23 protein-coding genes are annotated in these 25,779 nt (G+C 31.9%); 7 read left to right on the forward strand and 16 right to left on the reverse strand.

The features are described from left to right. Positions 1–158: 158 nt before the first annotated feature. From rnhA to H3T80_RS03025, 3 genes are all read left to right on the forward strand, one after another. Complete coding sequence (gene rnhA, locus H3T80_RS03015) at positions 159–632, forward strand: ribonuclease HI (RefSeq protein WP_110447845.1); 474 nt, start codon at positions 159–161, stop codon at positions 630–632. Positions 633–658: 26 nt separating this feature from the next. Next, complete coding sequence (gloB, locus tag H3T80_RS03020) at positions 659–1,387, forward strand: hydroxyacylglutathione hydrolase (protein WP_198199904.1); 729 nt, start codon at positions 659–661, stop codon at positions 1,385–1,387. Positions 1,388–1,471: 84 nt separating this feature from the next. Next, positions 1,472–2,680 (forward strand): transglycosylase SLT domain-containing protein, encoded by a 1,209-nt coding sequence (locus tag H3T80_RS03025; RefSeq protein ID WP_198199910.1) that lies wholly within the window; start codon positions 1,472–1,474, stop codon positions 2,678–2,680. On the opposite strand, the gene H3T80_RS03030 is transcribed toward H3T80_RS03025, so the two are convergent. The 6 genes from H3T80_RS03030 to rlmC all read right to left on the reverse strand — a co-directional run bounded on the left by H3T80_RS03030 (position 2,667) and on the right by rlmC (position 11,218). Then, the gene (locus H3T80_RS03030; RefSeq protein ID WP_198199912.1) at positions 2,667–3,440 is read right to left on the reverse strand and encodes an endonuclease/exonuclease/phosphatase family protein; all 774 of its coding nucleotides are present in this window, start codon (positions 3,438–3,440) and stop codon (positions 2,667–2,669) included. The two genes, H3T80_RS03025 and H3T80_RS03030, sit on opposite strands and share 14 nt — an antisense overlap. Before the next feature lies 1 nt (position 3,441). After that, positions 3,442–5,004 carry a glutamate--cysteine ligase gene (gene gshA, locus H3T80_RS03035; RefSeq protein ID WP_198199914.1) on the reverse strand — a complete coding sequence of 521 codons (1,563 nt, stop codon included), beginning with the start codon at positions 5,002–5,004 and terminating at the stop codon, positions 3,442–3,444. Positions 5,005–5,234: 230 nt separating this feature from the next. Then, positions 5,235–5,759 carry a HugZ family protein gene (locus H3T80_RS03040; protein ID WP_110447840.1) on the reverse strand — a complete coding sequence of 175 codons (525 nt, stop codon included), beginning with the start codon at positions 5,757–5,759 and terminating at the stop codon, positions 5,235–5,237. 51 nt (positions 5,760–5,810) lie between these two features. Next, on the reverse strand, positions 5,811–7,457 hold the full coding sequence (locus H3T80_RS03045; RefSeq protein ID WP_232350133.1) for an ABC transporter ATP-binding protein/permease: 1,647 nt from the start codon (positions 7,455–7,457) through the stop codon (positions 5,811–5,813). A 119-nt stretch (positions 7,458–7,576) separates the two neighbouring features. Further along, complete coding sequence (locus H3T80_RS03050; RefSeq protein ID WP_198199918.1) at positions 7,577–9,772, reverse strand: TonB-dependent hemoglobin/transferrin/lactoferrin family receptor; 2,196 nt, start codon at positions 9,770–9,772, stop codon at positions 7,577–7,579. 300 nt (positions 9,773–10,072) lie between these two features. After that, entirely contained in the window at positions 10,073–11,218 is a 1,146-nt protein-coding gene (gene rlmC / locus H3T80_RS03055; protein ID WP_198199919.1) for a 23S rRNA (uracil(747)-C(5))-methyltransferase RlmC, read from the reverse strand. 214 nt (positions 11,219–11,432) lie between these two features. Here rlmC and map point away from each other — a divergent pair, with 214 nt between their 5' ends. Further along, a complete protein-coding gene (gene map / locus H3T80_RS03060) occupies positions 11,433–12,221 on the forward strand; it encodes a type I methionyl aminopeptidase (RefSeq protein WP_198199921.1) in 789 nt (262 codons plus the stop codon). 203 nt (positions 12,222–12,424) lie between these two features. Here map and H3T80_RS03065 read toward each other — a convergent pair whose 3' ends face one another. Beyond that, entirely contained in the window at positions 12,425–13,294 is an 870-nt protein-coding gene (locus H3T80_RS03065) for a co-chaperone YbbN (protein ID WP_198199924.1), read from the reverse strand. A 28-nt stretch (positions 13,295–13,322) separates the two neighbouring features. After that, a complete protein-coding gene (locus H3T80_RS03070; protein ID WP_198199926.1) occupies positions 13,323–14,093 on the reverse strand; it encodes an SDR family oxidoreductase in 771 nt (256 codons plus the stop codon). Between the two features lie 99 nt (positions 14,094–14,192). On the opposite strand from H3T80_RS03070, the gene H3T80_RS03075 reads away from it, so the two are divergent. Further along, positions 14,193–14,885 carry a 5'-methylthioadenosine/adenosylhomocysteine nucleosidase gene (locus tag H3T80_RS03075; protein ID WP_198199927.1) on the forward strand — a complete coding sequence of 231 codons (693 nt, stop codon included), beginning with the start codon at positions 14,193–14,195 and terminating at the stop codon, positions 14,883–14,885. Between the two features lie 71 nt (positions 14,886–14,956). Here the strand turns inward: H3T80_RS03075 and rnd are convergent, their stop codons facing one another. After that, the gene (gene rnd, locus H3T80_RS03080; protein ID WP_198199928.1) at positions 14,957–16,045 is read right to left on the reverse strand and encodes a ribonuclease D; all 1,089 of its coding nucleotides are present in this window, start codon (positions 16,043–16,045) and stop codon (positions 14,957–14,959) included. Positions 16,046–16,069: 24 nt separating this feature from the next. Next, positions 16,070–17,224, reverse strand: coding sequence for a metallophosphoesterase (locus H3T80_RS03085; protein ID WP_198199929.1), 1,155 nt, complete (start codon positions 17,222–17,224; stop codon positions 16,070–16,072). Between the two features lie 32 nt (positions 17,225–17,256). On the opposite strand from H3T80_RS03085, the gene cmoA reads away from it, so the two are divergent. Together cmoA and cmoB are read left to right on the forward strand one after the other, a co-directional pair. After that, complete coding sequence (cmoA, locus tag H3T80_RS03090) at positions 17,257–18,027, forward strand: carboxy-S-adenosyl-L-methionine synthase CmoA (protein ID WP_232350082.1); 771 nt, start codon at positions 17,257–17,259, stop codon at positions 18,025–18,027. A 35-nt stretch (positions 18,028–18,062) separates the two neighbouring features. Beyond that, positions 18,063–19,031 (forward strand): tRNA 5-methoxyuridine(34)/uridine 5-oxyacetic acid(34) synthase CmoB, encoded by a 969-nt coding sequence (cmoB, locus tag H3T80_RS03095; RefSeq protein ID WP_198199930.1) that lies wholly within the window; start codon positions 18,063–18,065, stop codon positions 19,029–19,031. A 132-nt stretch (positions 19,032–19,163) separates the two neighbouring features. Here cmoB and H3T80_RS03100 read toward each other — a convergent pair whose 3' ends face one another. The 6 genes from H3T80_RS03100 to dsdC form a co-directional block, all read right to left on the reverse strand. Beyond that, the gene (locus H3T80_RS03100) at positions 19,164–20,063 is read right to left on the reverse strand and encodes an endonuclease/exonuclease/phosphatase family protein (protein WP_198199931.1); all 900 of its coding nucleotides are present in this window, start codon (positions 20,061–20,063) and stop codon (positions 19,164–19,166) included. A 239-nt stretch (positions 20,064–20,302) separates the two neighbouring features. Continuing rightward, positions 20,303–21,229 carry a hypothetical protein gene (locus H3T80_RS03105; protein WP_198199933.1) on the reverse strand — a complete coding sequence of 309 codons (927 nt, stop codon included), beginning with the start codon at positions 21,227–21,229 and terminating at the stop codon, positions 20,303–20,305. 152 nt (positions 21,230–21,381) lie between these two features. Beyond that, positions 21,382–22,311, reverse strand: coding sequence for a hypothetical protein (locus H3T80_RS03110; protein WP_110447826.1), 930 nt, complete (start codon positions 22,309–22,311; stop codon positions 21,382–21,384). Positions 22,312–22,463: 152 nt separating this feature from the next. Then, positions 22,464–23,399: a hypothetical protein gene (locus tag H3T80_RS03115; RefSeq protein ID WP_198199935.1), complete on the reverse strand. Its 936-nt coding sequence runs from the start codon at positions 23,397–23,399 to the stop codon at positions 22,464–22,466. A 246-nt stretch (positions 23,400–23,645) separates the two neighbouring features. Continuing rightward, positions 23,646–24,470 carry a MetQ/NlpA family ABC transporter substrate-binding protein gene (locus H3T80_RS03120; protein WP_198199936.1) on the reverse strand — a complete coding sequence of 275 codons (825 nt, stop codon included), beginning with the start codon at positions 24,468–24,470 and terminating at the stop codon, positions 23,646–23,648. Positions 24,471–24,632: 162 nt separating this feature from the next. After that, complete coding sequence (dsdC, locus tag H3T80_RS03125) at positions 24,633–25,595, reverse strand: DNA-binding transcriptional regulator DsdC (RefSeq protein ID WP_198199938.1); 963 nt, start codon at positions 25,593–25,595, stop codon at positions 24,633–24,635. Positions 25,596–25,779: the final 184 nt, after the last annotated feature.

The raw sequence follows: 25,779 nt of genomic DNA on the forward strand, positions 1-25,779 counted from the left end.
ATTAGTGGTATAGTCTAACACCAAAACGCTCTGATGTTGATACCTACACTGTTTTAGTCAATGATTGATACAACATTAATAATGGTTTATTAATATTTATATTAAGCCAAAATTTCTCGAAAAATAATCACGATAAAAGTTTATAAATTAGGCCACATATGCAAAAAAGTATTGAAATATTCACTGATGGATCTTGTTTGGGTAATCCAGGACCTGGTGGATATGCAGCGATTTTAAAATACAAACAAAATGAAAAAGTACTAGCTCAAGGTTATTTCAACACCACTAATAATCGTATGGAGTTACTTGCTGCCATTGTTGCGTTAGCATTACTGAAAGAACCCTGTCAAATTAAGCTTTATTCTGACAGCCAATATTTACGCAATGGTATTTCGAATTGGATTCATGGTTGGAAAAAAAACGGCTGGAGAACCGCTAAAAAACAACCAGTGAAAAACGTTGATTTATGGCAACGTTTAGATGAATTAGCTAAGCTACATACTATCGAATGGATTTGGGTAAAAGGCCATGCAGGCCATATTGAGAACGAACGCTGTGATGTTATCGCCAAAACGCAAGCTGAATCACCTACCTTACACGATACTATTTTTGAAGCATCATTAACTGATTAATCCGATAAAATAAAGGTATAATAACAATGTATCAGCTACATATTATCCCTGCTCTAAAAGATAATTATATTTGGTTACTTGAAAATGCTAATAAACAGGTGGTTATAATGGATCCGGGTGAATCAGCTCCAGTGCTAAGTTATCTAAAAAAATATCACTTAGCACCCCTTGCAATTTTACTCACTCATCACCATATCGATCACACTGGTGGGGTAACTGAGCTAAAAGCAGCTTATCCCGATATTGAAGCTTTTGGGCCAAGTGAAATTAATTTGCAGATTAACCATCTCGAAAACATCAATGAATTATTGATTGCTGATTTTCGATATGAGGTTATTTCAGTATCGGGACATACATTAGGACATTTAGCTTATTATTGTCAGCCTTATTTATTTTGTGGAGATACATTGTTTTCCGCTGGTTGTGGAAGAATTTTTGAAGGTGATCATAAGCAAATGCTAAGTTCACTGAATAAATTAAAGCAGTTACCTGATGATACCCTTATTTGTGCAGGACATGAATATACCTTAACTAATTTAGATTTTACTCAAATGCTGGTTCCTGGGGATCAAGTTATCCGTGAGTATTATGATTTTACCTGCAGAAAGAAAATTACTTTGCCTTCTATTTTAACCAAAGAAAAACAGATCAACTTATTTTTACGTTGTGAGGAAAAAAACTTACAAAATAAATTTAATTGTAACAATGAGTTAGAGTTGTTTACTTTTTTTAGGAGCCAAAAGGACATTTTTTAGGTATAATAATCAGCTTAAATTAATGTCCTAACTTATAATCTAATGAAAAAATTATTAATATTTACAGTGTTATGTGCTTTTTTAGTGGGGTGTCAGAATCATGGTTCACGATACAACGCTGGCTCAAAAAAATATAATACTAAATCAATAGTTAATTCTAGCGTTAAAAGTGGTGGTGTTAATTACGCTTCAGTTACGCAAAATCCTTGGCGTTATATGTTAACGCAAATTAACGTTAATGTACCAAATAATAGCCGAGTTGTTGCCGAACGCGAACGTTTATTACGTAATCCAAAAGGATTTGAAAATATTGCGTTACGATCTGAGCCTTATGTATATTACATCATTAATCAGTTACGAAAAAATAAATTACCGGTCGAACTAGCTTTAATCCCATTAATAGAAAGTGCTTACGATCCCTTAGCCACATCTCCTGCTCAAGCTGCTGGTTTATGGCAATTTGTACCTATTACTGCTAAAGAATATGGTTTAAAACGTAGTAGCAGTTTTGATGGCCGTCGAGATCTAATTGCATCAACAAGTTCTGCAATCTCTTTGTTACAAAACCTTAATAATCGATTTAATGGCGATTGGTTGTTAACATTAGCCGCATATAATGCTGGTGAAGGTAGAATTCAAAGAGCTATTGATAAAAATAAAGCTAAAGGTTTATCAACTGATTATTGGTCGTTAGATTTACCGGCAGAAACAATGCATTATGTGCCGAAAATATTAGCTATCATTGATATTGTTAAAAATAATAAACGATATGGTATTAAATTACCTGATTGTAATTATGAAAATTCATTAGTTAGAATCGATATGTCTAAAAACGTATCACTAGCTAAAATAGCGCAATATTCAGAATTATCACTTAACGATTTAATGACATACAATGCAGGTTATGTACAACAAACAGTAAATGGCCCTTTCCATCTATTGGTACCTTATTCTCATGCAGATAAATTATTTAAAAAGTTAAAATCTGAAAATTTAGTTGTTAATCAAGTGACTGAACTTTTAGAAGATGTTCCACATAACAATATGCCGTTTGAAATAAAATCTACTACTATTCAATATACAGGTACCAATACGAAAGATACCAAATCAATGTTGAATGGTGGCAAAAAACAGATTACTTATCAAGTTAAAGCGGGTGATAACCTTTATACTATCGCTCAAAATTACCGAGTTAAAATCACCGATCTTTTGCAATGGAATAAATTAAAAAATATGCGTGTTAAAGAAGGTGACATCTTAACGATCAATTTGGTCAATTCTAATCCAATTTAAATTTCACAAATAATGGATTATGATCTGATGCGGCTGTATTGACTATATTAGCCGCATTAAGCTTCAATCCTCGATAAAATACAAAATCAAGTGGCCTACCTAAAAATGTTTTTCTTATATCATTAGAGAAATTAACTGGTTTAAGATTTATTGAACGAATTAAATGATAAAGTAGGCTTAATCGTTGCCGACTCCAAGCATTAAAGTCCCCCGCCAAAATTACCGGCCCCTGATGTTGTTCGATATAATTCAATAACATATAGATTTGTTGTCGGTAAACTTTCACCCCTAGACTAAAATTAATAGCATGAATATTAGCAACTAAAAGTTGTTGCGTTGAATTTTTTATTGGATAAAGAGTAATTAATGCTGATTTTGGTACGCGAATGAATGGTTCTCTTTCTCTAAAGGATAAAATTTGTGTTGGTGTTGTGTCAGTTATTGTCATAACTCCAGCATAAATATCGTTTAAACTATAGGCTGGTACATGATCAGCAATTTTATTATTTTCAGCAATAAAATTTAATAATTGTGAGGTGGTTTGAGCTTCCTGTAATAATATCAACTTGGTTTGATGAGCATATTGCTCGAGGATATTAATACAATCCGCCCTCTTCTGTTTAAAAATATTCCAAACCAAAACCGAAAAAGGTTGTTGGCCAATTAACGGTTCATTATGCATAATTTTATGGTTTGGTAATATTAATTCAACATCACTTTTTCCTTGATATCGTAATGTATAATCGCGATGTTTAAACATTTTAGCTGTTCATTTTTTCTTTTAAATATTCATCAAAGGACATAGTGTCATTTTGTTCTATTTTCTGTTGTTTTTCAATCGATAACATTCGTTGTTGATTAAAATCATCTTCAGTTAGAACCGATAAAGGTTCTGAGCTAAGTTGTTTTTTATATTGAGTAGCTAAAGCTAAACCAAATTTGGCTGTTCCCAAATCACTAATAGCGGCTAAAGTTCTCGCCGATAATGTCAATTCCGGTTGATCAAACATAAGATCAAGCCGTTCACAAACTTTTCGATATTGTTGTTTGTCGTCTTGATGATCAAGTACATCAGCGACTCGAAGTAAATCTTTGAAAAGTTCATGCCCTACTTTAGCTAACGGTTGTCGATAGCTATCACAACCTAATCCAATTTCTAATCCTGGTTTACGGCCTTCAATAATCACTCTATTCCAATTTAATTTTGCACATTCTAGCTCTGCACTACTCATTTCAGGAGCAGGCGCTAAAGCACACCAAATTAAAAATAGGTCGATAAATCGAATTTGTTCCTCGGTAATACCAATTGGTGAAAATGGATTAACATCAAGTGCTCGAACTTCTATATATTCTATGCCACCACGTAGTAAAGCATCAGATGGTGATTCCCCAGATCTTGGAACTCGTTTCGGTCGAATTGGTGCATAAAATTCATTCTCAATTTGTAATACATTATCATTCAATTGTCGATAATGGCCATCAACCTTAATGCCTAATTTGCCAAAATCGGCTGATTTTGTCTTGGTAGCCCGCTTTAAACCTTCAACATAAGTATCTAGATGATTAAAGGTGATCCCTAATTGTTTCTGGGCATTATTAGTATAACCAATATCACTCAATCGTAATGATGTGGCATAAGGTAAATAGCAGTTACCATTAGTTTGTTCGATGAAAGCTTTTGCTTTTTCTGGATCTTGAATAAATGACGAGCACATTGATGGCGATGCACCAAATAGATAAGGGATAACCCAACCAAAACGGTAGTAATTGCGAATTAGAGTGAAATAACCTTCCGAAATAACAGCCTTACCCTCTTCACTGTTTTTAACACCATCTCTTGCTTGCCAAAATGCCATGGGTAATGAAAAGTTATAATGAACCCCTGAAATAGTTTGCATCATGGCACCATAACGATTTTTTAAACCTTCACGATAAACCGTTTTAAAACGTCCTTCATTAGATTTTCCATATTGAGCTAAGATAATGTCATCTTCTTTGGCAACAAAACAAGGCATGCTCAGTGGCCACATTAACTCATCACCAATATTTACACTGGCATAACGGTGTAAATCTCGTAAAAAAGTTAACATATAATCGATATTGGTATTAACTGGAGTAATAAACTCTAATAAAGATTCTGCAAAGTCAGTCGTGATCCATGGATGAGTTAATGCAGCACCAATTTTTTCAGGAAACGGCATTTTTGACAGCGAACCATCAGGTAAAATCCGTAATGTCTCACGTTCAAGGCCTCTCTGAATGCCTTGTAAAATAGTATAATGTTTTTCTAACCAACTGAGAGCTTTCGAAACATCAGGAACCATAATATTAACTATCCTAAATTCAGTTTATGTTGGCTCAATTTTAACATAGTTTACTGCTTTAGATAGGCAGTTTTCTTGATTGAGTGAAGCTATTTTAAGAATATGAATCCTCAATCGAAAATAAAAAAACTATTATTTAAAACATTTAAGCAAAAAGTGGAGTGATGAAAAAAGCCATTAATGAGTTAATAAGTAATGGCAATAATATAGATAATGCTTAGATAATGATATTAATTAGTAGATTGTTGTTTTTGCTTAGCGACATAATCTTCATCTACTGGTATTACCGTTTTATTTTGTGGATCGATAATATAGGTTTTACCAAAACCAACTACTAATCTACCCTCTTTTGGGGTTAATTTAAATAAATTAAAATCATTCATTTCAGCTAACATATAAACCATTTTGCTCACTTTTTTAGCTAGCAGATCGACAACAGAATCAAATTGTTCAGATCCTCTTTCAACAATAGTTGCCGAAGCATGGAAAGACAATCTTCTACGAGCATAAATATTCTTAGTATTAGATTCATCATCAATAATTAAAAAAGATATGTTTGAATTAGCTTTGATATTTTTACTATGTGGTGCTAAGTCTGAAATTAAGATGTAATAGTCATTACCGTCAAAGAAATAAGGTGAATAGCTAGTATCAACCTCTCCTGTTTCGGTGATTGTTGAAAGTATGATAGTTTGCATTGTTACATGTAAATCATCTATTGTTTTTTGCACAACATCATTTTTGGACTCAGCCATAATTACTCCTTGATTTGTTTTAATATTTTGTTAAATAATCTGTTTTTAAAATCACGATAAATTTAATTGATAACACTTATTAAAGTAGTTCGATATATCACTATGAGAAATTATAATAAAACTACTTGTTGGTAAGTTAGTCTGTAACAATTTTAGCAATTGCTTTTCGGCTACTTTATCTAAAGCATTGGTGGTTTCATCCATAAAAATCCAATCCGGTTTATGCATTAAAATTCTCGCAATAACTAAACGTTGTTTTTCGCCACCAGAAAGTGTATTTAAATTATCATTAAGTAAATTTTTATCAATATTTTCAGAAGAAAAACCCACATCTAATAGTAGTTGTTTAATAACAGTAAGCTCCTTCTCAAACAATGGTTCTGGATAACTTACTGCATGAGCCAATCCTCCCATAGGAAAGTAAGCATTTTGTGATAAAAAAAGTTTCTTAAATTTAGGAACCTTGACCACTCCATCATAATATGGATAAAGACCAGATATTATTTTAAAAAGTGTTGATTTACCTATACCCGATGCACCAGATAAAACAACTGACTCCCCTTTGTTAATATGGAGATCAGGTAATTTTAGTAAAATCTTTCCATCAGGTTTGTTTATGATTAAATTTTCCAATAATAAACATTCATCTCCATTTTCAACTTGATTAAGTTGTTTAAACTGGTAAGAGACTTTTTCAGACTGTTGAATAAATTGGCTTAAACGATAACTACAGGCAATCAGTTCGGCCAGTTTATTATAATTGAAAATAAACCAAGATAAATTAGTCACTACATTACTAAATGATTTACTAATTTGCATCAATGATCCCAAACTAACTTTACCGATTAAATAGATTGGTAGAGAAAAAAAGGTCGGAATACTTAACACTGTTAAATAGTAAGGACGTGTAAAACAACCTAAAATAAATTGTCGTTTAATCAGTTTATACCAATTTTTTACAATGCTATCAAAATGTTGATCAAATTGTTGTTGTTCAACCTGTTCTCCCTCTAATAATGCAATAGATTCTTTCGCTTCTCTAAATCGAGTTAAAACAAAACGGTAATTTGCTTCTAAATGTTGTTGCTGAATGAGTAAATTTTTTAATGGGCTTCCCAACTTGTGGGCAACATATGAAGTTAAAATGACATAAATAGGGGCTAACCAAATTAGATAATGTGAAATGCTTATATCAATATTGAATAGGCTAAATTCTAAAACAAAATTATCGGTTATTTGCCATAAAAGCATAAAATATGAAAAAAGACCTATAAATTGTGTAATAAATGAAAATCCTTCGTTAGTTAATCTTTCGATAAATAAAAGGCAATCTTCAGAAATACGCTGATCTGGATTGTCTATGTTTGCTTGATTATTATTTATAAACCAATAGGCTTTATGATTGAGCCAATGATTTATTATCGTGTCATTTAAAACTTTACGCCAAGTTATAACCAATGTTTTTCTTAAATACTCGATGATCAAATAGGTAATTGCACCAAAAAAAGTTAACATGATAAAAACTAATAATTGCGTTATTACCGCTTGCATATCGTACTTTTCTAATGCGTTATAAAAGTTTTTATTCCAATTAATCATTTCTAGACTGATTCTGATTAGAATAATATTTAAACTTATAATAATAAAAGCATAACCAAAACCTAACTTTCCTTGCTTGGATTTGAAACAGAGCTTCATAAGCAATATGATATTTTTTAATGTTTGCAAAACTTATATTCTCGAAACTAAATATTTTTTCTATTTACTACCATCAATATCGTTATTAAAATTTTGATAGTAGTAATCATCCTTAATTATTAGAAATTTATAACCGCACTTATGGCAAATGTTCTTCCTGGCGCTGTTTGTAACTCGATAGGATTCGTCACTTTTACATTAGTTTGCGGATTTTTATAATAACTACTAAACATAGGCCATTTAAAATAACGACGATCGAAGATATTTAATACTGAACCCCTAATAGTAATATTCTTGCTTGGATGCCAATTTAAATAAGCATTATAAATGGCATAACCACTTGGCTTAAATACTTCATCTGAAGACGAGCTATCTTTGGATACATGTGAAACCGCTTTAGAAAATGTAGCTAATACTTCAGTATCAAAATTGAAATCAGGAAGATGCCATTTTAGACCTAGATTACCTTGTAATGGCATGGCATCATTAAAATAAGATTTTTTCTGTCCAGGTGATTCTTGTTTTTTACCATATTGATACGAAGTCGACGCATTTAATGTCCAATTTGGATAAAATTGCCATTCAGCCGATGATTCAATACCCCAAAGATTAACTTTGGATAAATTTTTATAGGTATAATCTTTTGGTCCAACACGAATAAAATTCTTTATATAATCACTATAATCAGCTTTAAAAAAGCCTACACTAAACCAGCCTTTAGAAAAATCGCCTCTTAACCCTGTTTCATATGATTTTACTTTTTCTGGCTTCAATTTAGGATTAGGGATTAGATTCATGCTAAATGATGGCAAAGAAGTATATAACTGTTGAGCTGTTGGCATTTTAAAACCTTCAGCATAACGAGCATAAACTGAGTATTGATCGTTAATGTTAAACAAAGCACCTAATTGAGGAATAAAACGATGTGATGTAACCTCACGAGGTTCTTTTCCTTTGATTACCGCATAATGGCTATCTGGATTGGGTTTGATTTTGTAAGTTGCATAGCGGACACCTGGCTTAATTTTAAATCGTTCACTAATCAAATGAAATTCATCTTGAAAATAGATATCAGCTCTTTGTGTTTTAGAATTAGCAAAATTAAACCCTCCACCAATGCTTTTTATACCATTTTTTGTACTTGCATTACGATAGTAACTGCGGGTAATATCGCCCTGAAAACCATAAACTAAATCATGATTACTGTTTAAAAAGTCAAAGTTTGAGTTCAATTGTAAATCCAATTGCCAGAATTTTTCTTTATAATCATTAGTTGTATAGGTATAAATCGGATTTTGTTTTTTATCTTTTTGCTGACGATGTGATTTTAAATAACGTTCTTGAGGAGAATAAGAGAGCATGGTTTTAATTTGATCCACAAACCCTAATGATGGCATCCAACTATCATCGATGGCAAACCTTTTACGAGTTTGTATTTGCGTTCTTCGATAATCACCATTGAAAGATCCATTAGATTGCAAACCGTAATCATATAGCTGTTTTACAAACGAGTTAGATCGAAAATTTTCATATGTTAATTTTGTTTCCCGATTATCATTATGATAAACCAGTTTAGTGAGCATATTTTCTGCTTTCGCATCTAAAGGGTTTAATTTATTACATCGAATGGCATCTTCTCCACGCGGACATCCCCAAATACCACCATTCGCTTTAGCTTTGCTTAATCTCGCCTCTTGATAATCTCGACGACTAAAACTTAATAAACCTTCTAAATTAGACATTAGTTCAACAGCTAACATACCGGTTTTAGTATTTTGTTTATTCAAACTATCATAACCACCATTAACTCTAACTGCATATGATCTGCCTTTAAGTAAATCACTAGGATCTAATGTTTTAAATGCCACAACACCACCAACTGCATCGGCTCCCCATAAAACTGATCCTGGTCCACGAATAACTTCCACGGTTTTGATATTTGATAAATCAATAAAATTTCTGTTTCCGTCTTGTATACTTTCAATAACCCTTGAGCCATCTACTTGTAACTGAACACGGTTACCCGACATGCCACGTATTCTAATTCCACCGAGATTCCCAAAAGGATCGGTACCAGAAGTTTGTCGATTTACCGATATACCTGGCATATATCTAACTAAATCTTCCATCGTTGACATTTGATGATCATCTATATTTTTCTTAGTCACAACATTAACCGTTTCAGGGATAGCCAATTTAGCTTTCTTTTGTCTGCTCGCCGTAACCGTAATTGTTTCTATATCATCATTATCAGCAAATACAGGGAAAGGTATTGAAGCCGCCAACATCATTAGAAATATCTTATTTATTTTCATTTTTCACCACAAAATTAGATTAATGAACTGCTTTAACCAATGCCCCAATATTTGATAATTATCATTTTTGGCCCATTAATCTAGCAAAAATTATAAACATGATCAATGTTAATAATAATTATTAACATTTGTTAATGATTATCATTTAATGTTATTGCTGTAATTATAAAAATTGAATAGAATCAGGATAAGAAATCTTTATATGATAAAAATAAAAGGTAAGAACAAAAGAATTCACAAAATTGGTTAGGCTAGATTTATTAATATTTATTATAAAAACTAGCCTATATTAGTAATGATTTATCTGATTTTTTCTAACAAAACTAGCACTTCCATATGAGATGTATGAGGGAACATATCAAATAATTGCACTTTGGTCATTTGGTAATTAGTCAATAATTGTAGATCTTGTGCTAATGATGACAAATTACAACTTGAATACAAAATATAGTTGGGTTGTATATTTTCCAAGTATTCGACCAGTACTCTACCTGCCCCTCGTCTTGGTGGATTAAGTAAAACTAAATCAGGCGTCTGCTTTTGATGGGTTGCATATTTAGTGGCATCTAAGGATTCAAAATTAAGTTTGTCATAACCTAGCTGTTTAGCAGATTTTGATGCACATTCAATAGCATCAGAACTAATTTCAATTCCTGTTAATTGAATATTATCGTTATTAGCATGACGAACACAATGCAAACCAAATCCACCTACACCACAAAAGAGATCCCATATAGAGTTTACATCTAAATTCGCCAGCCAATCACTAGCCGTTTTATATAGTTTTTCAGCAATATAGCTATTTGTTTGAAAGAAGCTTTTTGATTTTATATAAAGTGGTATGCTATTCAACCTAAATTCTAGAAAAGGATTATCTGTTAAAATTAACTCTTCATTACCTTCTAATATAGCGGCATGGTTAGGTTGAATATTAATCGATACGACTTGTAGATTATTTATCTTATCGAGTAAATTTTGCAAACTATTTCTTATTTTCTCGACAAATACATGTGATTTCAACACAAATCGCAGCATAAAGTGGCTTTTATCATCGATAACACTTTCGGTAATAATGACAAATTTTAACTCCCCTTTCCGCTTATTAATATTATAAGGGACCAATCCTTGTTTACGGATATAGGTGCGAACCATTTTTAGGATACTTTGCATATTTACGCTATAAAGCGGGCAATCACACAGATCAATAATTTGGTTATCATTTTGAAGACCCAATATGGGTTTTTCAACCGTGCCTAGCACCGCCATTTTAGCTTTATTACGAAAACCTAATTCAGGGCTAGCAGAAGGATCTTTAACTTCTTTAGGATTAAACTTTGCTAAAGTTTCAATTAATTGGTTTTGCTTTTCATTTAGTTGAGACTTATATGGTTGATTTATTTTATGACAAGACAAACATTTATTTTCTTGATAATAGCTACATTGCATTTTATGAAAACCTTTTTTTATAATGCATTATTATATAATTAAATGGTTTTAAGCTGTATTAGTTTTCTTTTTTTATGTCCAAAAACCCCTTTCCTCAAAATTTTTTAACAAAAATCTTAAATTTAATCGTTATACTTGATTTATCAATAGCTATGATTTGACGAAATAGCGGTATATGATAGGATATTGCCATGCAAATTATAGGAACTCATTAATGTCTATTAAGTTAAAAACCCCCGCTGAAATCGAAAAAATGCGAATCGCTGGCAAATTAGCAGCAGAAGTTTTAGAAATGATTGAACCTTATGTCAAACCAGGTATTAGCACTGGTGAGCTAGATAAGATCTGTTATGAACACATTGTTAATGTGCAAAAGGCTATTCCTGCCAACATTGGTTATCATGGTTTTCAGCATACCAGCTGCATTTCAATTAACGATGTAGTATGTCATGGTATTCCAAGTTTTGATAAAAAGTTAAAAGATGGTGATATTCTTAATATTGATGTGACGGTAATTAAAGATGGTTTTCATGGGGATACATCAAAAATGTACATTGCAGGAAAACCAACTGTTGCCGGAGAAAAACTATGTCAAGTCACACAAGAGAGTTTATACGAAGCCATTAAAATAATTAAACCAGGGATCAGATTAAAAGAAATCGGTAAAGCAATTCAAAAATATGTTGATAAATTTGGATTTTCTTCTGTTCGTGAATATTGTGGTCATGGTATAGGTGAAGTATATCATGATGAACCACAAGTTTTACATTATGATGCTGACGATGGTGGTGTGATTTTAAAACCAGGTATGACCTTTACTATTGAACCGATGGTAAATACTGGGGATTGGCGTACTCGTACCATGAAAGATGGTTGGACAGTTAAAACCAAAGATCATGGATTGTCAGCCCAATATGAACACACGATTTTAGTTACAGATAATGGTGTTGAAGTTCTAACCCTTCGCAGTATTGAAAACTTTCCTCGCGTTATCGAACACTAAACAAAAAAGATTCAACAATGCTCAATTGTTGAATCTCTTCATTTTATATAGCTTAACCTAACTATCTAGAATTCAATTTCCCGCGATTTTTGAATTCATTAACTTTACTGCGACATATATTTCTAGGTTGTGATATTCGTCCCTAATATCCAGTAGCTCATAAAAAAGCGTCCAAAATCCTTCAAGCTTTGGTTTTAGCAATTTTAATATAATAACGTATAAAGCTTACGGCGATAGCTACTAGCAAGTGCGTTATTCGTTCCTAAAGCTGCTAATAGATCTAGTAAAGTTTTCTTCACCTGCCCTTCGCCAGCATTCAGATCTTTTGTTAAAGGTTTGAACAACAGTTCTAAGGCTTCTTCGTGCCGGCCAACCTGCATTAATTGCGATGAAAGTTGAATCATTAACTCAACATTATCTGGCTGTTTAGCTAATTCAGCTTGTAATTGCTGTAATTCAGGTGAATTCGCTGCTTGTTCGAGTAACTCAATTTCGGCTTGTAAACCGTGGTATGCTGTATCCTGATCTTGCAATGGAATAGTTGTCAAAACCTCCTTTGCTTCAGCTAGTTGTTTTTGTTCTATTTGGCTTTTCGCTAACATTAACGCAATATCTGATCTTGGTTTGCCTAAATGATCTTTAAGTACAGTCCAAGTTTGTTTTAATAAAGGTAATGCTTGCGCATATTGGCCTTCATTAAATAATTGTTGTGCTTCAATAAGCTTCAGTTCATCTTCATTGGGTAAAATTTTATCTAAAAAAGTTTTAATAGTTTCTTCATTTTGTGGCCCCTGAAAACCATCAACAGGTTGACCATTTTGAAACATATAAACGGTTGGAATTGCTCTAAGCCCAAATTGAGCTGCTAACATTTGTTGTTCATCACAATTTACGCTAGCAAGAATGAATTGTCCGTGATGTTGTGTTGCTAATTTGGTTAACGTATCTGTCATTTCTTGATAATTAGGACTTCTTGGTGACCAAAAATAGAATAACACTGGATTACTGGTTGATTTTTCGATAATTTCTTGAATATTCTGTTCATTAACATCAAAAATAAATTGATTTGACATAATCTATCCTATAAATATGTTTAACTGTTTATTTATTTTGTAAAATTTTATCCATTAATCTATCTGGAAGCAAACGTTTAGCTATTGTCGCCAGTTTAGTTACTTTTGTTACCCTGTAACGTATTTTTGGTTTGTTATGCTCTAATGCGTGATACAAATATGGTAATATCGCTTCAGGAGCTAACGTAAAGCGTTTGGCAATAGGTGGATTTTTTACTATTTTTTCTTTTTCGGTCTGATTTACATTGTTTGAAAAATAGGTTTTCAATGGACCAGGTTCGATTAAACAAACTTTAATATTGGTGTGAGCTAACTCTAAACGCAGTACATCAGACCATGCTTCTAAAGCATATTTGCTGGCAGAATATGCGCCTCTTCCTGGTGTTGCGACTATTCCAACAATCGAGCTAGTTTGAATTATTCTACCTTCATTTTGTTCAATCATTGCCGGTAATAGTAATTGAGTCAATTGATGAACACCAAAAAAGTTAGTAGAAAACTGTGATTCTAATTGTGATCGACTAATAGTGTTTAAACGGCCGTAAACGCCAAATCCAGCATTGTTAAATAATGCATATAATTTACCCTCACACAAGGTTAATACTTGTTGTGCAGCTTGATTAATTGAATTGGCATCGTCTAAGTCTAACAAAACGGTTTCAAAACCTTGCTCAATTAATTTTTGTTGGTCTGCTATTTTTCGACATGATGCAATGACACGATAACCTCGTTTTTTCAATGCGATAGCTGAAATCAATCCAATACCGCTAGAACAACCCGTTATAAAAATTGTACGCAAATTTTATCTCCGTTATATTCATTTATTGTCAAGTTAACTTACAGCAATTATGATAGCACATTTAAAATAAATATACGGTTAATAAGCCAAGAGGACCATATGAAAATTGCTATTATCGCTGCTATGGAAGAAGAAGTAGCCATACTAAAGAGTAAAATTACCGATTATCAATTAGAGCGTCATTTAGGATGTGATTTTCATATTGGTAAAATAGCCAATTGTGAAATTGTATTATTACAATCAGGCATAGGTAAAGTTGCTGCAGCCTCAGGAACAACATTATTATTAAATAATTATCAAGTTGATGCAGTCATTAATACCGGTTCAGCGGGTGGGCTGTCAACGGAACTGAATATCGGTGATATTATTGTATCAAAAGATGTATTTTATCATGATGTTGATTTAACCGCCTTTGGATATAAACCTGGTCAAATGTCAGGTTGCCCTGTTTCATTTGCTGCTGATATTAATTATCAATCATTAGCTAAACAATGTATAAAGAAACATGGGGTCAATGCTGTTGATGGCTCAATTGGCAGTGGTGATGCCTTTATCAATGGTAAAAGCAATTTAGAACGGATCAAGCAAACTTTTCCTGATGCAATCGCCGTTGAAATGGAAGCTGCCGCTATTGGCCATGTTTGTTGGTTATTTAAAGTACCTTTTGTGGTGGTGAGAGCAATTTCTGATAATGGAGATGATGAATCGGCAGTTGATTTTCAATCATTTTTAAAACTTGCTGCAGCCCAATCATCAAAAATTGTTGAATCGATGCTAAGTGAACTAGCTTAATATAGAGATTGGTGTCAATGTAATTTGACACCATTTAACTAAAATTTTGTCATTCTTCCATTATGATTTAATCAATTAGGCAGGTCATATTGTTCAAATAATGGTTTTCGCCATCCTGACAGAATTTCTGGAATTTCACCTTTCCTATCATTTTGCCATTTTACATACTGATTGATTAATCGTCTTGAAAGTATTAATTCGCTATTAAGTCCTGTTTGTGATGCTATTTTTTCAGCAATTTGTTTCAATAAATCAGCAATATTTTTATAATTTGGATAACTATTAATACGTTGAATTGCCGGAATAATAGGTATAGGTTGAAGCAATATATCCAAAATTGTTTGGCCATATGAACGGATATCTTTACCTTTCATACCCAATTTATCCAGTTCAGCTAAAGAAGTTGGTTGATAACGAGCTATTTTCCATAAAATCTCTTCATGTACCACAAAATTCAACGCTATATCGTGAGTTTTGGCAAATTGATAACGCCAGCAAGCAAGTTTAGCTAATTGCCCTAAACTATCCCCTTTCAATTGCCAGCTATTTTTAATATTTAAGTAAGCCTTTTGAGGATCAAATGTTTCACATTTACGTGCAATTGCATTTTGACACTCTTGATAAGCAGCCGCTAAATAATCAATCGATATAAGCTGAGATTTTAAACTATTCATTAATGGAAACAGATATAAAACATCATTAATAGCATAATCACACTGTTTTTCTGTCAAAGGGCGTTTTAACCAATCAGTTCGTGTTTCGCTTTTATCTAACTCAACGCCAAGATATTTATTAACTAAACTTGCATAACCACTACTAATTGGATTATCCAAAAAAGAAGCTAAAATTTGGCTATCAATTACTGGAGAAGGAACACAATTAAATGTATGTAGAAACACTTCAATATCTTCGCTGCAGGAATGGAAATATTTTTCAATTTTAGGATTGGTTAAAATCACTAAGAATTCCTGCCAATCGTTAATATTAAGCGGATCAATTAAGGCGGCATGTTTACCATCAAAAACCTGTAACAGCCCTAAATGAGGATAAAAAGTCCTAGTTCGTACAAATTCAGTATCCAATGCTATAGCACTACTATTCTTGATCTTTTGACAATAATTGGATAATTCATCATTACTAATAATAAATTGATAATTCAAAATACGCTTCCTATTTAAGATAATCTATTGAATGGTAGTTTTGTTGACAAAAGATACATCGATTACAACGATTTCAGAGCGAGTCATTAATCGAATTGGTGGGCCTCCAAATCCGTAACCGCTATTGACTATACTGGTGAAATGATGATCAGTATCGTGATAAATTCCATTGGCATTTTTGTACATCATCGCCACCAATATATTGATAGGAAAAATTTGACCACCATGAGTATGTCCAGATAACATTAAATCTACTTGTTGTTCAGCAACATCTTTAATATCTCGTGGTTGGTGATCTAATAAAATTATTGGTCTATCAGTATCAGAAAACATGATTAAATCTGATAGTGAAGCACGCTTAACATCGTACTTATATGATGAAAAGTCATCACGTCCTATCAACGTAATGCCAACCTCATCAAGATAAACAATATCATCTTTTAAAACTTTTAAATGCGCCTGTTTGAATGCATTAATGATATCTTCTTCACGATTATTATTATCATGGGTACCTAAATATTCATGATTGCCAAAAATAATATAATTGCCGTATTTCGACTTTAATTGTTGGAACTGTTCAATAAATCCATTTTCGACGAAAGGTTTTAATCGTTTATCTAATGTATCGCCAGTTATCACGATAAAATCAGGCTTTAAGCTATTTACCTTGTCAATCATGTTTTGAATCATACTTGCAGAGGTATGCTCATTAATATGAATGTCAGAAAGTTGCACAATTCTTAGATGATCAACGTTGGCTGATTTATTAATTACAACCTGGTAATCAACTATTTTGGGATTTATCGCCATTTCATGACCAAAACAAAACAAAGCCACAACCGCAATAATAAAACTGATTTTATGCCAAAGATTGGGCTTAATTTGCTTTTTACAAAACCGATAAACAATTTCAAAAATGAGTGTTATAAAAACACTACAGATCATCAAACCAGAAATCGTTAGCAGAAACAGATGTAATCCCGAGGTTAAAATATCATTTAATACTCTAGCAAGAATTAACGATCCACCGGCCAAACCAATAGTCAGCCAATAAATAATTCGACCATAACCGCTTAACTGAAGGTTAAACCAAAACTGCCAGCGTTTTCCTAATAAAAATGTGACCGAAATAGTGATAATAATCGTTGCAAAAATGGCTATAAAATCAACAAAAGTCATAATTACTCGAACAATTGGACGCAAAAAATGGTATGATAACAGAATTAGATTCTATAGTACCAATAACTTTTATGGATACCAAAAAAGACCAGCTATTTTCAACTCCGATCGACAAATTAGGTGATTGGACTTTTGACGAAAAAGTTGCCGAAGTTTTCCCTGATATGGTGCAACGATCGGTACCCGGTTATTCGAATATAATATCAATGATTGGTATGCTAGCTGACCGATTTGTACAACCTAACTCCATGATTTATGATTTAGGCTGCTCGTTAGGCGCTGCCACTCTCGCCATTCGCCGTAATATCAAACACGAAAATTGTCACATTATCGCTATTGATAACTCATTACCTATGGTAGAACGATGCAAAAAACATATTGATGCTTATAAATCAAATACGCCTGTCGATGTTATATGTGAAGATATTTGTAATGTAAATATGCAAAATGCATCAATGGTAGTTCTTAATTTTACCTTACAATTTTTAACTCCCGAAAATCGACAACGGGTTTTAAATAATATTTATCAAGCTTTGCGACCAAATGGCATATTAGTCTTATCGGAAAAGTTTAGTTTTAGTGATGTAACTGTCGATGAATTATTATTTAATATGCATCATGATTTTAAAAGAGCCAATGGTTATAGTGAATTGGAAATAAGCCAAAAACGTAATATGCTAGAAAATGTCATGCTTACAGACACCGTTGCGACCCATAAACAACGTCTGATAACAGCAGGGTTTGAGCATGTTGATACTTGGTTTCAATGTTTTAATTTTGGCTCGATTATTGCTATCAAATAACCTCTAGATTTAATTTGATTATAAAGGAAAAAAGAATGATTGATTTTGGTGATTTTTACCAAATTATCGCAAAAAATAAGCTTAAAAATTGGCTTGAAGTTTTACCAGCGCAATTGTCTAATTGGCAAAAACAAAATTTAGATAACCGTTTTAGTCAATGGATAAATAGTATAAAGCACTTGCCTGCAATTACTCCTTTTCAAGTTGATCTATTACATAGTGTAACTGTAAAAACAGCGCAACCATTATCTTCTGGCGAACAGCAACGTATCACACAATTATTAAAAACCATGATGCCATGGCGTAAAGGCCCTTTTCATATTTATGGCGTTGATATTGATACTGAATGGCGTTCCGATTGGAAATGGCAAAGATTGATTAATCATATCGATAATTTAGAAGGTAAAACAGTTCTCGATGTTGGTTGTAATAGTGGTTATCATTTATGGCGTATGATTGGTGCAGGAGCCAAACTTGCTGTTGGTATTGACCCAATGGCTCTTTACCTTTGCCAATTTGAAGCAATAAGAAAACTATTAGGCAATGATCAGCGAGCTCACTTACTTCCATTAGGCATTGAGGAATTACCAAAATTAAACGCATTTGATACGGTTTTTTCAATGGGAGTATTATATCATCGTCGCTCACCGCTTGATCATCTTTATCAATTGAAAGATCAATTAGCTGATGGTGGCGAATTAGTACTCGAAACATTGGTTATTGAGGGAACCGAACATCAAGCATTAATGCCTGGTGAACGTTATGCTCAAATGCGAAATGTCTATTTTATTCCATCAGTACCAACCATGATAAATTGGTTACATAAATGTGGTTTTAAAGATATAAAAATGGTTGATATATCCAAAACCAGTTTGGATGAACAACGCAAAACAGAATGGATGGAATCAGATTCATTAGCGGAATTTTTAGATCCGAACGATTTATCCAAAACAGTAGAAGGTTATCCTGCGCCAATGCGGGCAGTATTTGTTGCTAGAAAATGATTTTTTAATTTTATTGGGATTAAAAGTAACGATTATTTTTCTAGTCTTTTAAAATAGATAAACACAATAAAAAAACGGGCTTTTGCCCGTTTAATCTATCAATATATTTTATATAAATAAGTTCGATTAATATTAATTATTTTTTATGATCATTTGAACAGGATAATGATCGGAATATTTGTCCGTAAAATCATCTTTTATTACTTCAACATCAATGACATTATTTTTAAGTGGTGGTGAAACATAGATATAATCATAGCGTAATGGAACTGATGCTTGATCATAAAATACTTTAGTTGGTGCAGTTGCGACAAATTCTTTATGCTTAATTTTTAATGCATCAATAAAACCAGCATCAAGAAGATTTTGTTGTACAGTATAACTTAGTTTACCATCAACCAGATTTTCTAAAATTGGCCTTTTCTTTTGCTTTTCTTTAATATCCTCTAAAAGGGTACTTTTATCATAGTCAGATTTATCTGCCGGTGAAAACGAGTTCAAATCTCCGGCAATTATCCATTTCCCTTTAGGATCACGACTATATTTGATTGAATCGATAATTAAATTAATCTCATCAATTCGTTTAGCCGTCCAAAATGGATTCATATGCGTAATTACAAAATGATAATTTCCAATGTCTGCATAGAGTGCCCCATGCCACAAATTATCAACGACTTTGTTAACATTAATTATTGGATACTTTGAAGTAATAGCTACAGGGAAAAAAGCAGCATCTTCTGGTGATTCTTTTAAAAGAACCGCATATTTATGACCATAACTAGCTGCAAATTTTTCAAGTTTTTCACGAGTAAAAAAATTCATTTCTTGCCAAGCAATAATATCGGCATCTTGTGCTTTGGCCCAATCAATATATTTCTGTTTCCCTTCACTCTCATCTAACTTCATACCATTATAGACGTTATAACTAATGATTTTTAGTTGTTTAGCATCATCAAGTGAGGCAAAAGCGCTAGAGGTACTAAGAATAATTCCACTAATCAATGCGACAATTTTCAACTTAGTTTTATTCATAAGATATTCCTTTCTATTATTAATATCACATTAATACTATATCGATTTAACTTTAACCAAAAGTTTTTTTATAATTTATGTGAGTTATATCAATAAAATTATTTACAAATTGTGCTAATTAACTGCTGTCAATCCTGAAAATATTTATCTAAATAATATTTTTTACTTACCAAGAAAAAAGCACCTAATTGAACAATTAGGTGCCACATATAATATATTATCAATCAATAATTAAGTAATCATTCAATAATAATAAGATTTAATTCATCACTATCCTCTAATGCCGATTCAATTTCTCTAGTAGCATACATATATGTGTGTTCTGGATCTATATCTCCAACACATCTTCTCATGATATCGTGTTTTGTTCTGAAAGTTTCATCGGATTTTATTTGATTATATAATTTAGTCAAATCATCTCCTTTTAAGGTGAAAAGGTTATTCCAATCAGCTAAATGTTGTTTTACAAATTCTCGCCCCTCATCACATTTAATTTTATCTAAATTAATATCGGGAACAATATATTTAGTTAAATCAGCATATTTCTTTGGTTGGTTTGGAAATTGTATTGTCTTAAGATCTTCCTCAGATTCAGCTAGATAATCAATAAAATCAGCTTCACGAAACAATTTATCCTTTTTAGTAATACCTTTACTTCTTATTTCATCTGGTAACTTATCATTTATGCCATAATCCCATGCATTCTCATATCTATCGTCATTTCTTTCAATAAATACATCATTAATAATTTTAATAGGAAGTTCTATCTCATGAGGTTCACCATTGATAGTCACTTCGAACGTTTTAAGATGATCTTTAATTCTACTTTCGTAATTTTCTTGACTATTCGTATAATATGTTCGATACATATAATAATTGGATTGAGTTGGATTGATAAATCCAGTGTTATTAAATGTTGAAGGTTTAGCTAAAAAGTTTAATGATTGGCCATTATAAGTCAACTGATGTTTACCATATTCAAATTCATATTTAACGCTTGATTTAGCGGGAATAGCTAACTCATTACCATCAATTGCTACTTTTATTTCCTTGTCTGTTGGGTTATCAATCAAACGTTTTACAGATTTTCCTGTAGTGCTTGATTCAAAGCAACCAACCAAAGAAAGGCTACATACCAAAAGCAAAGAATATTTAAATCTTTTCATAACATCCATTTATTTAGTTTATATTACAAGAGTACAAATCTTAACATAAAAAAAATGATGTTGTTAATAGAAAAATTAAAAGGCACTAAACCTAATTATAAGATTTAGTGCCTTTTATTTTTTATAATTTGATCTTTAAAATATTTTCAGATTTATTTGATTACAAAAAAGTATATATCACGTCCTTTAGTTAAAGCGTCGTCTAACGGCCTAATAGCTTTGGAATAAGTTTGTTCAGGATCTTTTTCGTTAGGACAAAGTTTTTTAGAACCAAGTAAGGCATGCATACCATCATATCCCCCAAATCCTTCATACTTACTTGCAACGTCACTACCCGTTAAAGTGAAAAGTTGTTGCCACTTATCTAATGTGTCTTGTAAATATTTTTTACCTTCATCACATGTTATGCTTTCTAAATCAAGTTTCGGAAATAGATACTGATTAATTTCAGACAATTTTTTAGGTTTATTAGGAAAACTAATTTCATCTTCTATACCATCTTCTTTTAAAAACTTCAAATATTCACTTTCACGATACATTTTAATTTTACGAGATTGATAAGATTGATTTTTATTAATATTTTCAGTAATTTCGTCGGGAATATTTTCATCAATAGAGTAATCCCATCTATTATCTCGATCTTCAATAAAGAAATTATTAACCACTTTTACAGGAAGCTCAACCTCTACTTGCTCACCATCTAAGATCACTTCAACTTTATTAAGCGATTTCTCATATAATTTGTCGTATGTTTCATCACTGGTGTTGTCAGTTGCATAGATAAAAGTGTGTAACATATAATTGCTTTGGGTTGGATTAATAAAGCCTCGACCATTGAATTTTACAGGTTTTACAAAAAACTCAATCGACTCATTATTATAAGCTAAATTATGTTTACCATATTCAAAAGTATACTTAATGTTTGAGTTAGCGGGAATGACAACATCTTTACCATCAATAACTAACTTAATTTCATTGGCAGTAGGATTATCAATTAAACGAACTTGTGAAGTTGGACCATTAAAGCAGCTACAAAGTGTTATACTGCAAGCTAATATAAAAGAATACTTTAAACTTTTCATAACATCCATTTGTTTTATTTATATTATAAGAGTACAAATTTTAACATAAAAAAAATAATGTTGTTAACAGAAAAATCAAAAGGCACTAAACCTAATTATAAGATTTAGTGCCTTTTATTTTTTATAATTTGATCTTTAAAAGATTTTCATATTTATTTGATTACAAAAAAGTATATATCACGACCTTTAGTTAAAGCGTCGTTTAACGGCCTAATGGCTTTGGAATAAGTTTGTTCAGGATCTTTTTCGTTAGGACAAAGTTTTTTAGAATCAAGTAAGGCATGCATACCATCATATCCCCCTAATCCTTCATACTTACTTGCAAAATCACTTCCTGTTAAATTAAAAAGTTGTTGCCACTTATCTAATGTGTCTTGTAAATATTTTTTACCTTCATTACATCTAATACTTTCCAAATCAAGTTTCGGAAATACATACTGATTAATTTCAGACAATTTTTTAGGTTTATTAGGAAAACTAACCTCATCTTCCTCTTCTAACCAATCTTCTTGTAAAAACTTCAAATATTCGCTTTCACGATACATTTTAATTTTACGAGATTGATAAGATTGATTTTTATTAAGATTTTCAGTAATTTCGTCAGGAATATTTTCATCAATAGAGTAATCCCATCTATTATCTCGATCTTCAATAAAGAAATCGTTAACCACTTTCACAGGAAGATCAATCTCTACTTGCTCACCATCTAAGATAACATCAACTTTATTAAGTGATTTCTCAAATAATTTGTCATACGTTTCATCACTGGTGTTGTCAGTTGCATAGATAAAAGTGTGTAACATATAGTTGCTTTGGGTTGGATTAATAAAGCCTCGACCATTGAATTTTACAGGTTTTACAACAAAGTCAATTGACTCATTATTATAAGCTAGATTATGTTTACCATATTCAAAAGTATACTTGATATTTGAATTAGCTGGAATGACAACATCTTTACCATCAATAACTAACTTAATTTCATTGGCAGTAGGATTATCAATTAAACGAACTTGTGAGGTTGGACCATTAAAGCAGCTACAAAGCGTTATGCTACAAGCTAATATAAAAGAATATTTTATTTTTTTCATCACATTTAACTATTTTTCATATAATTTTCACATCGAAGTGCGTAAATATTAACACAACGAATTTTAGAGTAAATCATCAAAATCTAAAACTCTTTATTAAGAAATACTAAAATCAAATCAAACCTTTGATGCTATAACAACCTACACAATAAATTTATTTTAATTATTTATAAATATGCAATGTTATGTACAACAACATAAACTATCCTAATTTATTACTAGAATAGTTTATAGATAATTGTTTGCTTATTGTTGTGGCCAGATAAAACGACCTTTCGCATCAGGATCTTCACTAATGAATTTTTTAAGTGCATCTGATTGGTAAAGTTGTTTTATCTCTTGAGCCCATTTACTGTTCAAATTTTCTTTTTTTACAACCACCATTAATTCTAGATTAGGTGTTAACTTTTCTTGTACTAAAACATTATCAGCTGGAACTTTACTTAACCATGCGACACCGCCAGGCATTATCGCATAATCAACTTCACCAAGAGTTCGAGGAATTAATTCCGATAATATCGATTTAAATTTCAAATTATATCTATTGTCAGCAATGTCATTTAAATCTAATGTCCCTGATTTGCTTTCAGGTTTTAAAGTAATCCAATTTAAGCTTTGCAAAAATAATAGTGATCTGGCTTTATTTGAAGGATCATTAGGTATGACAATTGTTTGGTCATTCGCTATTTCATCAACCGAATGATGCAGTTGAGAAAATAGCGCAGCAGAAATCGAAGGAATATGGACTAAAGAAACAAGATCACTTTTAGTTTCTTTATTATATACATCAAGATAAGCTTGATGCTGTGCTGCATTAAGATCAATACTTCCTTCAACTAAAGCGGTATTTGAGTCTCTAAGAGAGCTGAAATTTACCAATTTAACTTTATAACCCTTTTGTTCTAAAGCTGGCTTAACGATTTTCTCCATCATGATGTTATGCATACTTGGCGGTAAACCAACAATGATCTCTTTTTTGTCTTGCTGACTTTCTTTGGCTGATTCTGATTTATTGTCACAGCCAATCAGAGTCAAACCCAACAGCAGAATTAAGTAAATATATTTTTTCATTATCACTCCCTATTTCAATCAGTAAGTTAATCTAATTGAACAACTAATTCTATTATTTAGAGATAACATTATAGATAGTGATTAACTATTGGGATAATACGAAAAAATTATATCTATATTCATAATAGATATATACAATTACTCTTTATTTTTCACTAATTTTTAGATAACATTTTCAACCGGCTGCTCAGCCAGATTTTCTTTTAACCATCTAACAAAAGCCTTAACTTTTGGATTGCGGTGTCTAGTGGCAGATACTACATAGTAACGCTGTTTACATGTTAAAGCCATATTTGGAAATGGTGTGATTAACTCGCCTGAAGCAATATATTTGTTAATTATGTTTTTTCTTCCCATGGCAATACCCGAATGATTAATTGCAGCGACGATAGCTAAATCGGATCGATCAAATAACATCGTCGGCAAATCTTCAAAATCAATATCAATATTAAAGTGCTTGCCCCAAGATTGCCATTCATCGAAGTTAGAATCATATCGCCAAGCTTGATTGTCGTGTAATATTAGACAATGTTTTAGATTTTCAACACATTCATTAAGTTGATAGTGTTCAGCATATGTAGGACTACATATCGGCATAATTGTTTCATTCATTATGTGATAAACATCCAAATCTTCATGTTGCAAATCATCATAATAAATTGCTAAATCAACACAGTGCCGATTAAAATTGACTACCCCATTGCCGGTTAAAATATTCAAGGTAATATAAGGATGTTTTTTATTAAATTCAGATATTTTCGGTACAAGCCATTCTTTTGCAAAGGAAGGACGCGAATAAATGGTTAGTTGTCCCATCAATTCTTGACTCTTTATTTCAAATATTTCTCTATTTAGTATCGCCAAAGATTTTTTTAAAATATTAAATAAATTCTTACCATTTTGAGTTAGCTCAATCCGGCGATGAAACCGGTTAAATAACTTAAAATTTAATTCTTCTTCAAGTTTATTAATTTGATGACTAACGGCACTTGGGGTAATACATAACTCTTCGGCTGCACGCATAAAAGAACAATAACGTGCAGCAGCTTCAAAAGTGTGAAATTTTGCTAATTGATATCCTGATACCAATCGATTAGTGGTAATAAAACGATCATCATCCAACATTGCACATCCTTACTTACCTAATTTTTTTAACATTTAACTAAAAATGACAAATCAAATACAATTAATTAAATTAATAACTACTACTTTCTTACAGCATAATGCTTATTCAACCGAGTATTACTCATGTGAAGATGATTAATTATCATTTGTCAGTTATCTCCCCATAAAATCTAATACGCGCTGA

The sequence above is a fragment of the Gilliamella sp. W8145 genome (genome assembly GCF_016101145.1).
In the GTDB taxonomy this organism is placed as follows: domain Bacteria; phylum Pseudomonadota; class Gammaproteobacteria; order Enterobacterales; family Orbaceae; genus Gilliamella; species Gilliamella apis_A.

Excerpts from the sequence above, each read along its gene's own strand:
- rnhA (WP_110447845.1), top strand. The coding sequence starts at position 159 with ATGCAAAAAAGTATTGAAATATTCACTGATGGATCTTGTTTGGGTAAT.
- gloB (WP_198199904.1), top strand. The coding sequence starts at position 659 with ATGTATCAGCTACATATTATCCCTGCTCTAAAAGATAATTATATTTGG.
- H3T80_RS03030 (WP_198199912.1), bottom strand. The coding sequence starts at position 3,440 with ATGTTTAAACATCGCGATTATACATTACGATATCAAGGAAAAAGTGAT.
- gshA (WP_198199914.1), bottom strand. The coding sequence starts at position 5,004 with ATGGTTCCTGATGTTTCGAAAGCTCTCAGTTGGTTAGAAAAACATTAT.
- H3T80_RS03040 (WP_110447840.1), bottom strand. The coding sequence starts at position 5,759 with ATGGCTGAGTCCAAAAATGATGTTGTGCAAAAAACAATAGATGATTTA.
- H3T80_RS03045 (WP_232350133.1), bottom strand. The coding sequence starts at position 7,457 with ATGAAGCTCTGTTTCAAATCCAAGCAAGGAAAGTTAGGTTTTGGTTAT.
- H3T80_RS03050 (WP_198199918.1), bottom strand. The coding sequence starts at position 9,772 with ATGAAAATAAATAAGATATTTCTAATGATGTTGGCGGCTTCAATACCT.
- rlmC (WP_198199919.1), bottom strand. The coding sequence starts at position 11,218 with ATGCAATGTAGCTATTATCAAGAAAATAAATGTTTGTCTTGTCATAAA.
- map (WP_198199921.1), top strand. The coding sequence starts at position 11,433 with ATGTCTATTAAGTTAAAAACCCCCGCTGAAATCGAAAAAATGCGAATC.
- H3T80_RS03065 (WP_198199924.1), bottom strand. The coding sequence starts at position 13,294 with ATGTCAAATCAATTTATTTTTGATGTTAATGAACAGAATATTCAAGAA.
- H3T80_RS03075 (WP_198199927.1), top strand. The coding sequence starts at position 14,193 with ATGAAAATTGCTATTATCGCTGCTATGGAAGAAGAAGTAGCCATACTA.
- H3T80_RS03085 (WP_198199929.1), bottom strand. The coding sequence starts at position 17,224 with ATGACTTTTGTTGATTTTATAGCCATTTTTGCAACGATTATTATCACT.
- cmoA (WP_232350082.1), top strand. The coding sequence starts at position 17,257 with ATGATAACAGAATTAGATTCTATAGTACCAATAACTTTTATGGATACC.
- cmoB (WP_198199930.1), top strand. The coding sequence starts at position 18,063 with ATGATTGATTTTGGTGATTTTTACCAAATTATCGCAAAAAATAAGCTT.
- H3T80_RS03100 (WP_198199931.1), bottom strand. The coding sequence starts at position 20,063 with ATGAATAAAACTAAGTTGAAAATTGTCGCATTGATTAGTGGAATTATT.
- H3T80_RS03105 (WP_198199933.1), bottom strand. The coding sequence starts at position 21,229 with ATGAAAAGATTTAAATATTCTTTGCTTTTGGTATGTAGCCTTTCTTTG.
- H3T80_RS03110 (WP_110447826.1), bottom strand. The coding sequence starts at position 22,311 with ATGAAAAGTTTAAAGTATTCTTTTATATTAGCTTGCAGTATAACACTT.
- H3T80_RS03115 (WP_198199935.1), bottom strand. The coding sequence starts at position 23,399 with ATGAAAAAAATAAAATATTCTTTTATATTAGCTTGTAGCATAACGCTT.
- H3T80_RS03120 (WP_198199936.1), bottom strand. The coding sequence starts at position 24,470 with ATGAAAAAATATATTTACTTAATTCTGCTGTTGGGTTTGACTCTGATT.
- dsdC (WP_198199938.1), bottom strand. The coding sequence starts at position 25,595 with ATGTTGGATGATGATCGTTTTATTACCACTAATCGATTGGTATCAGGA.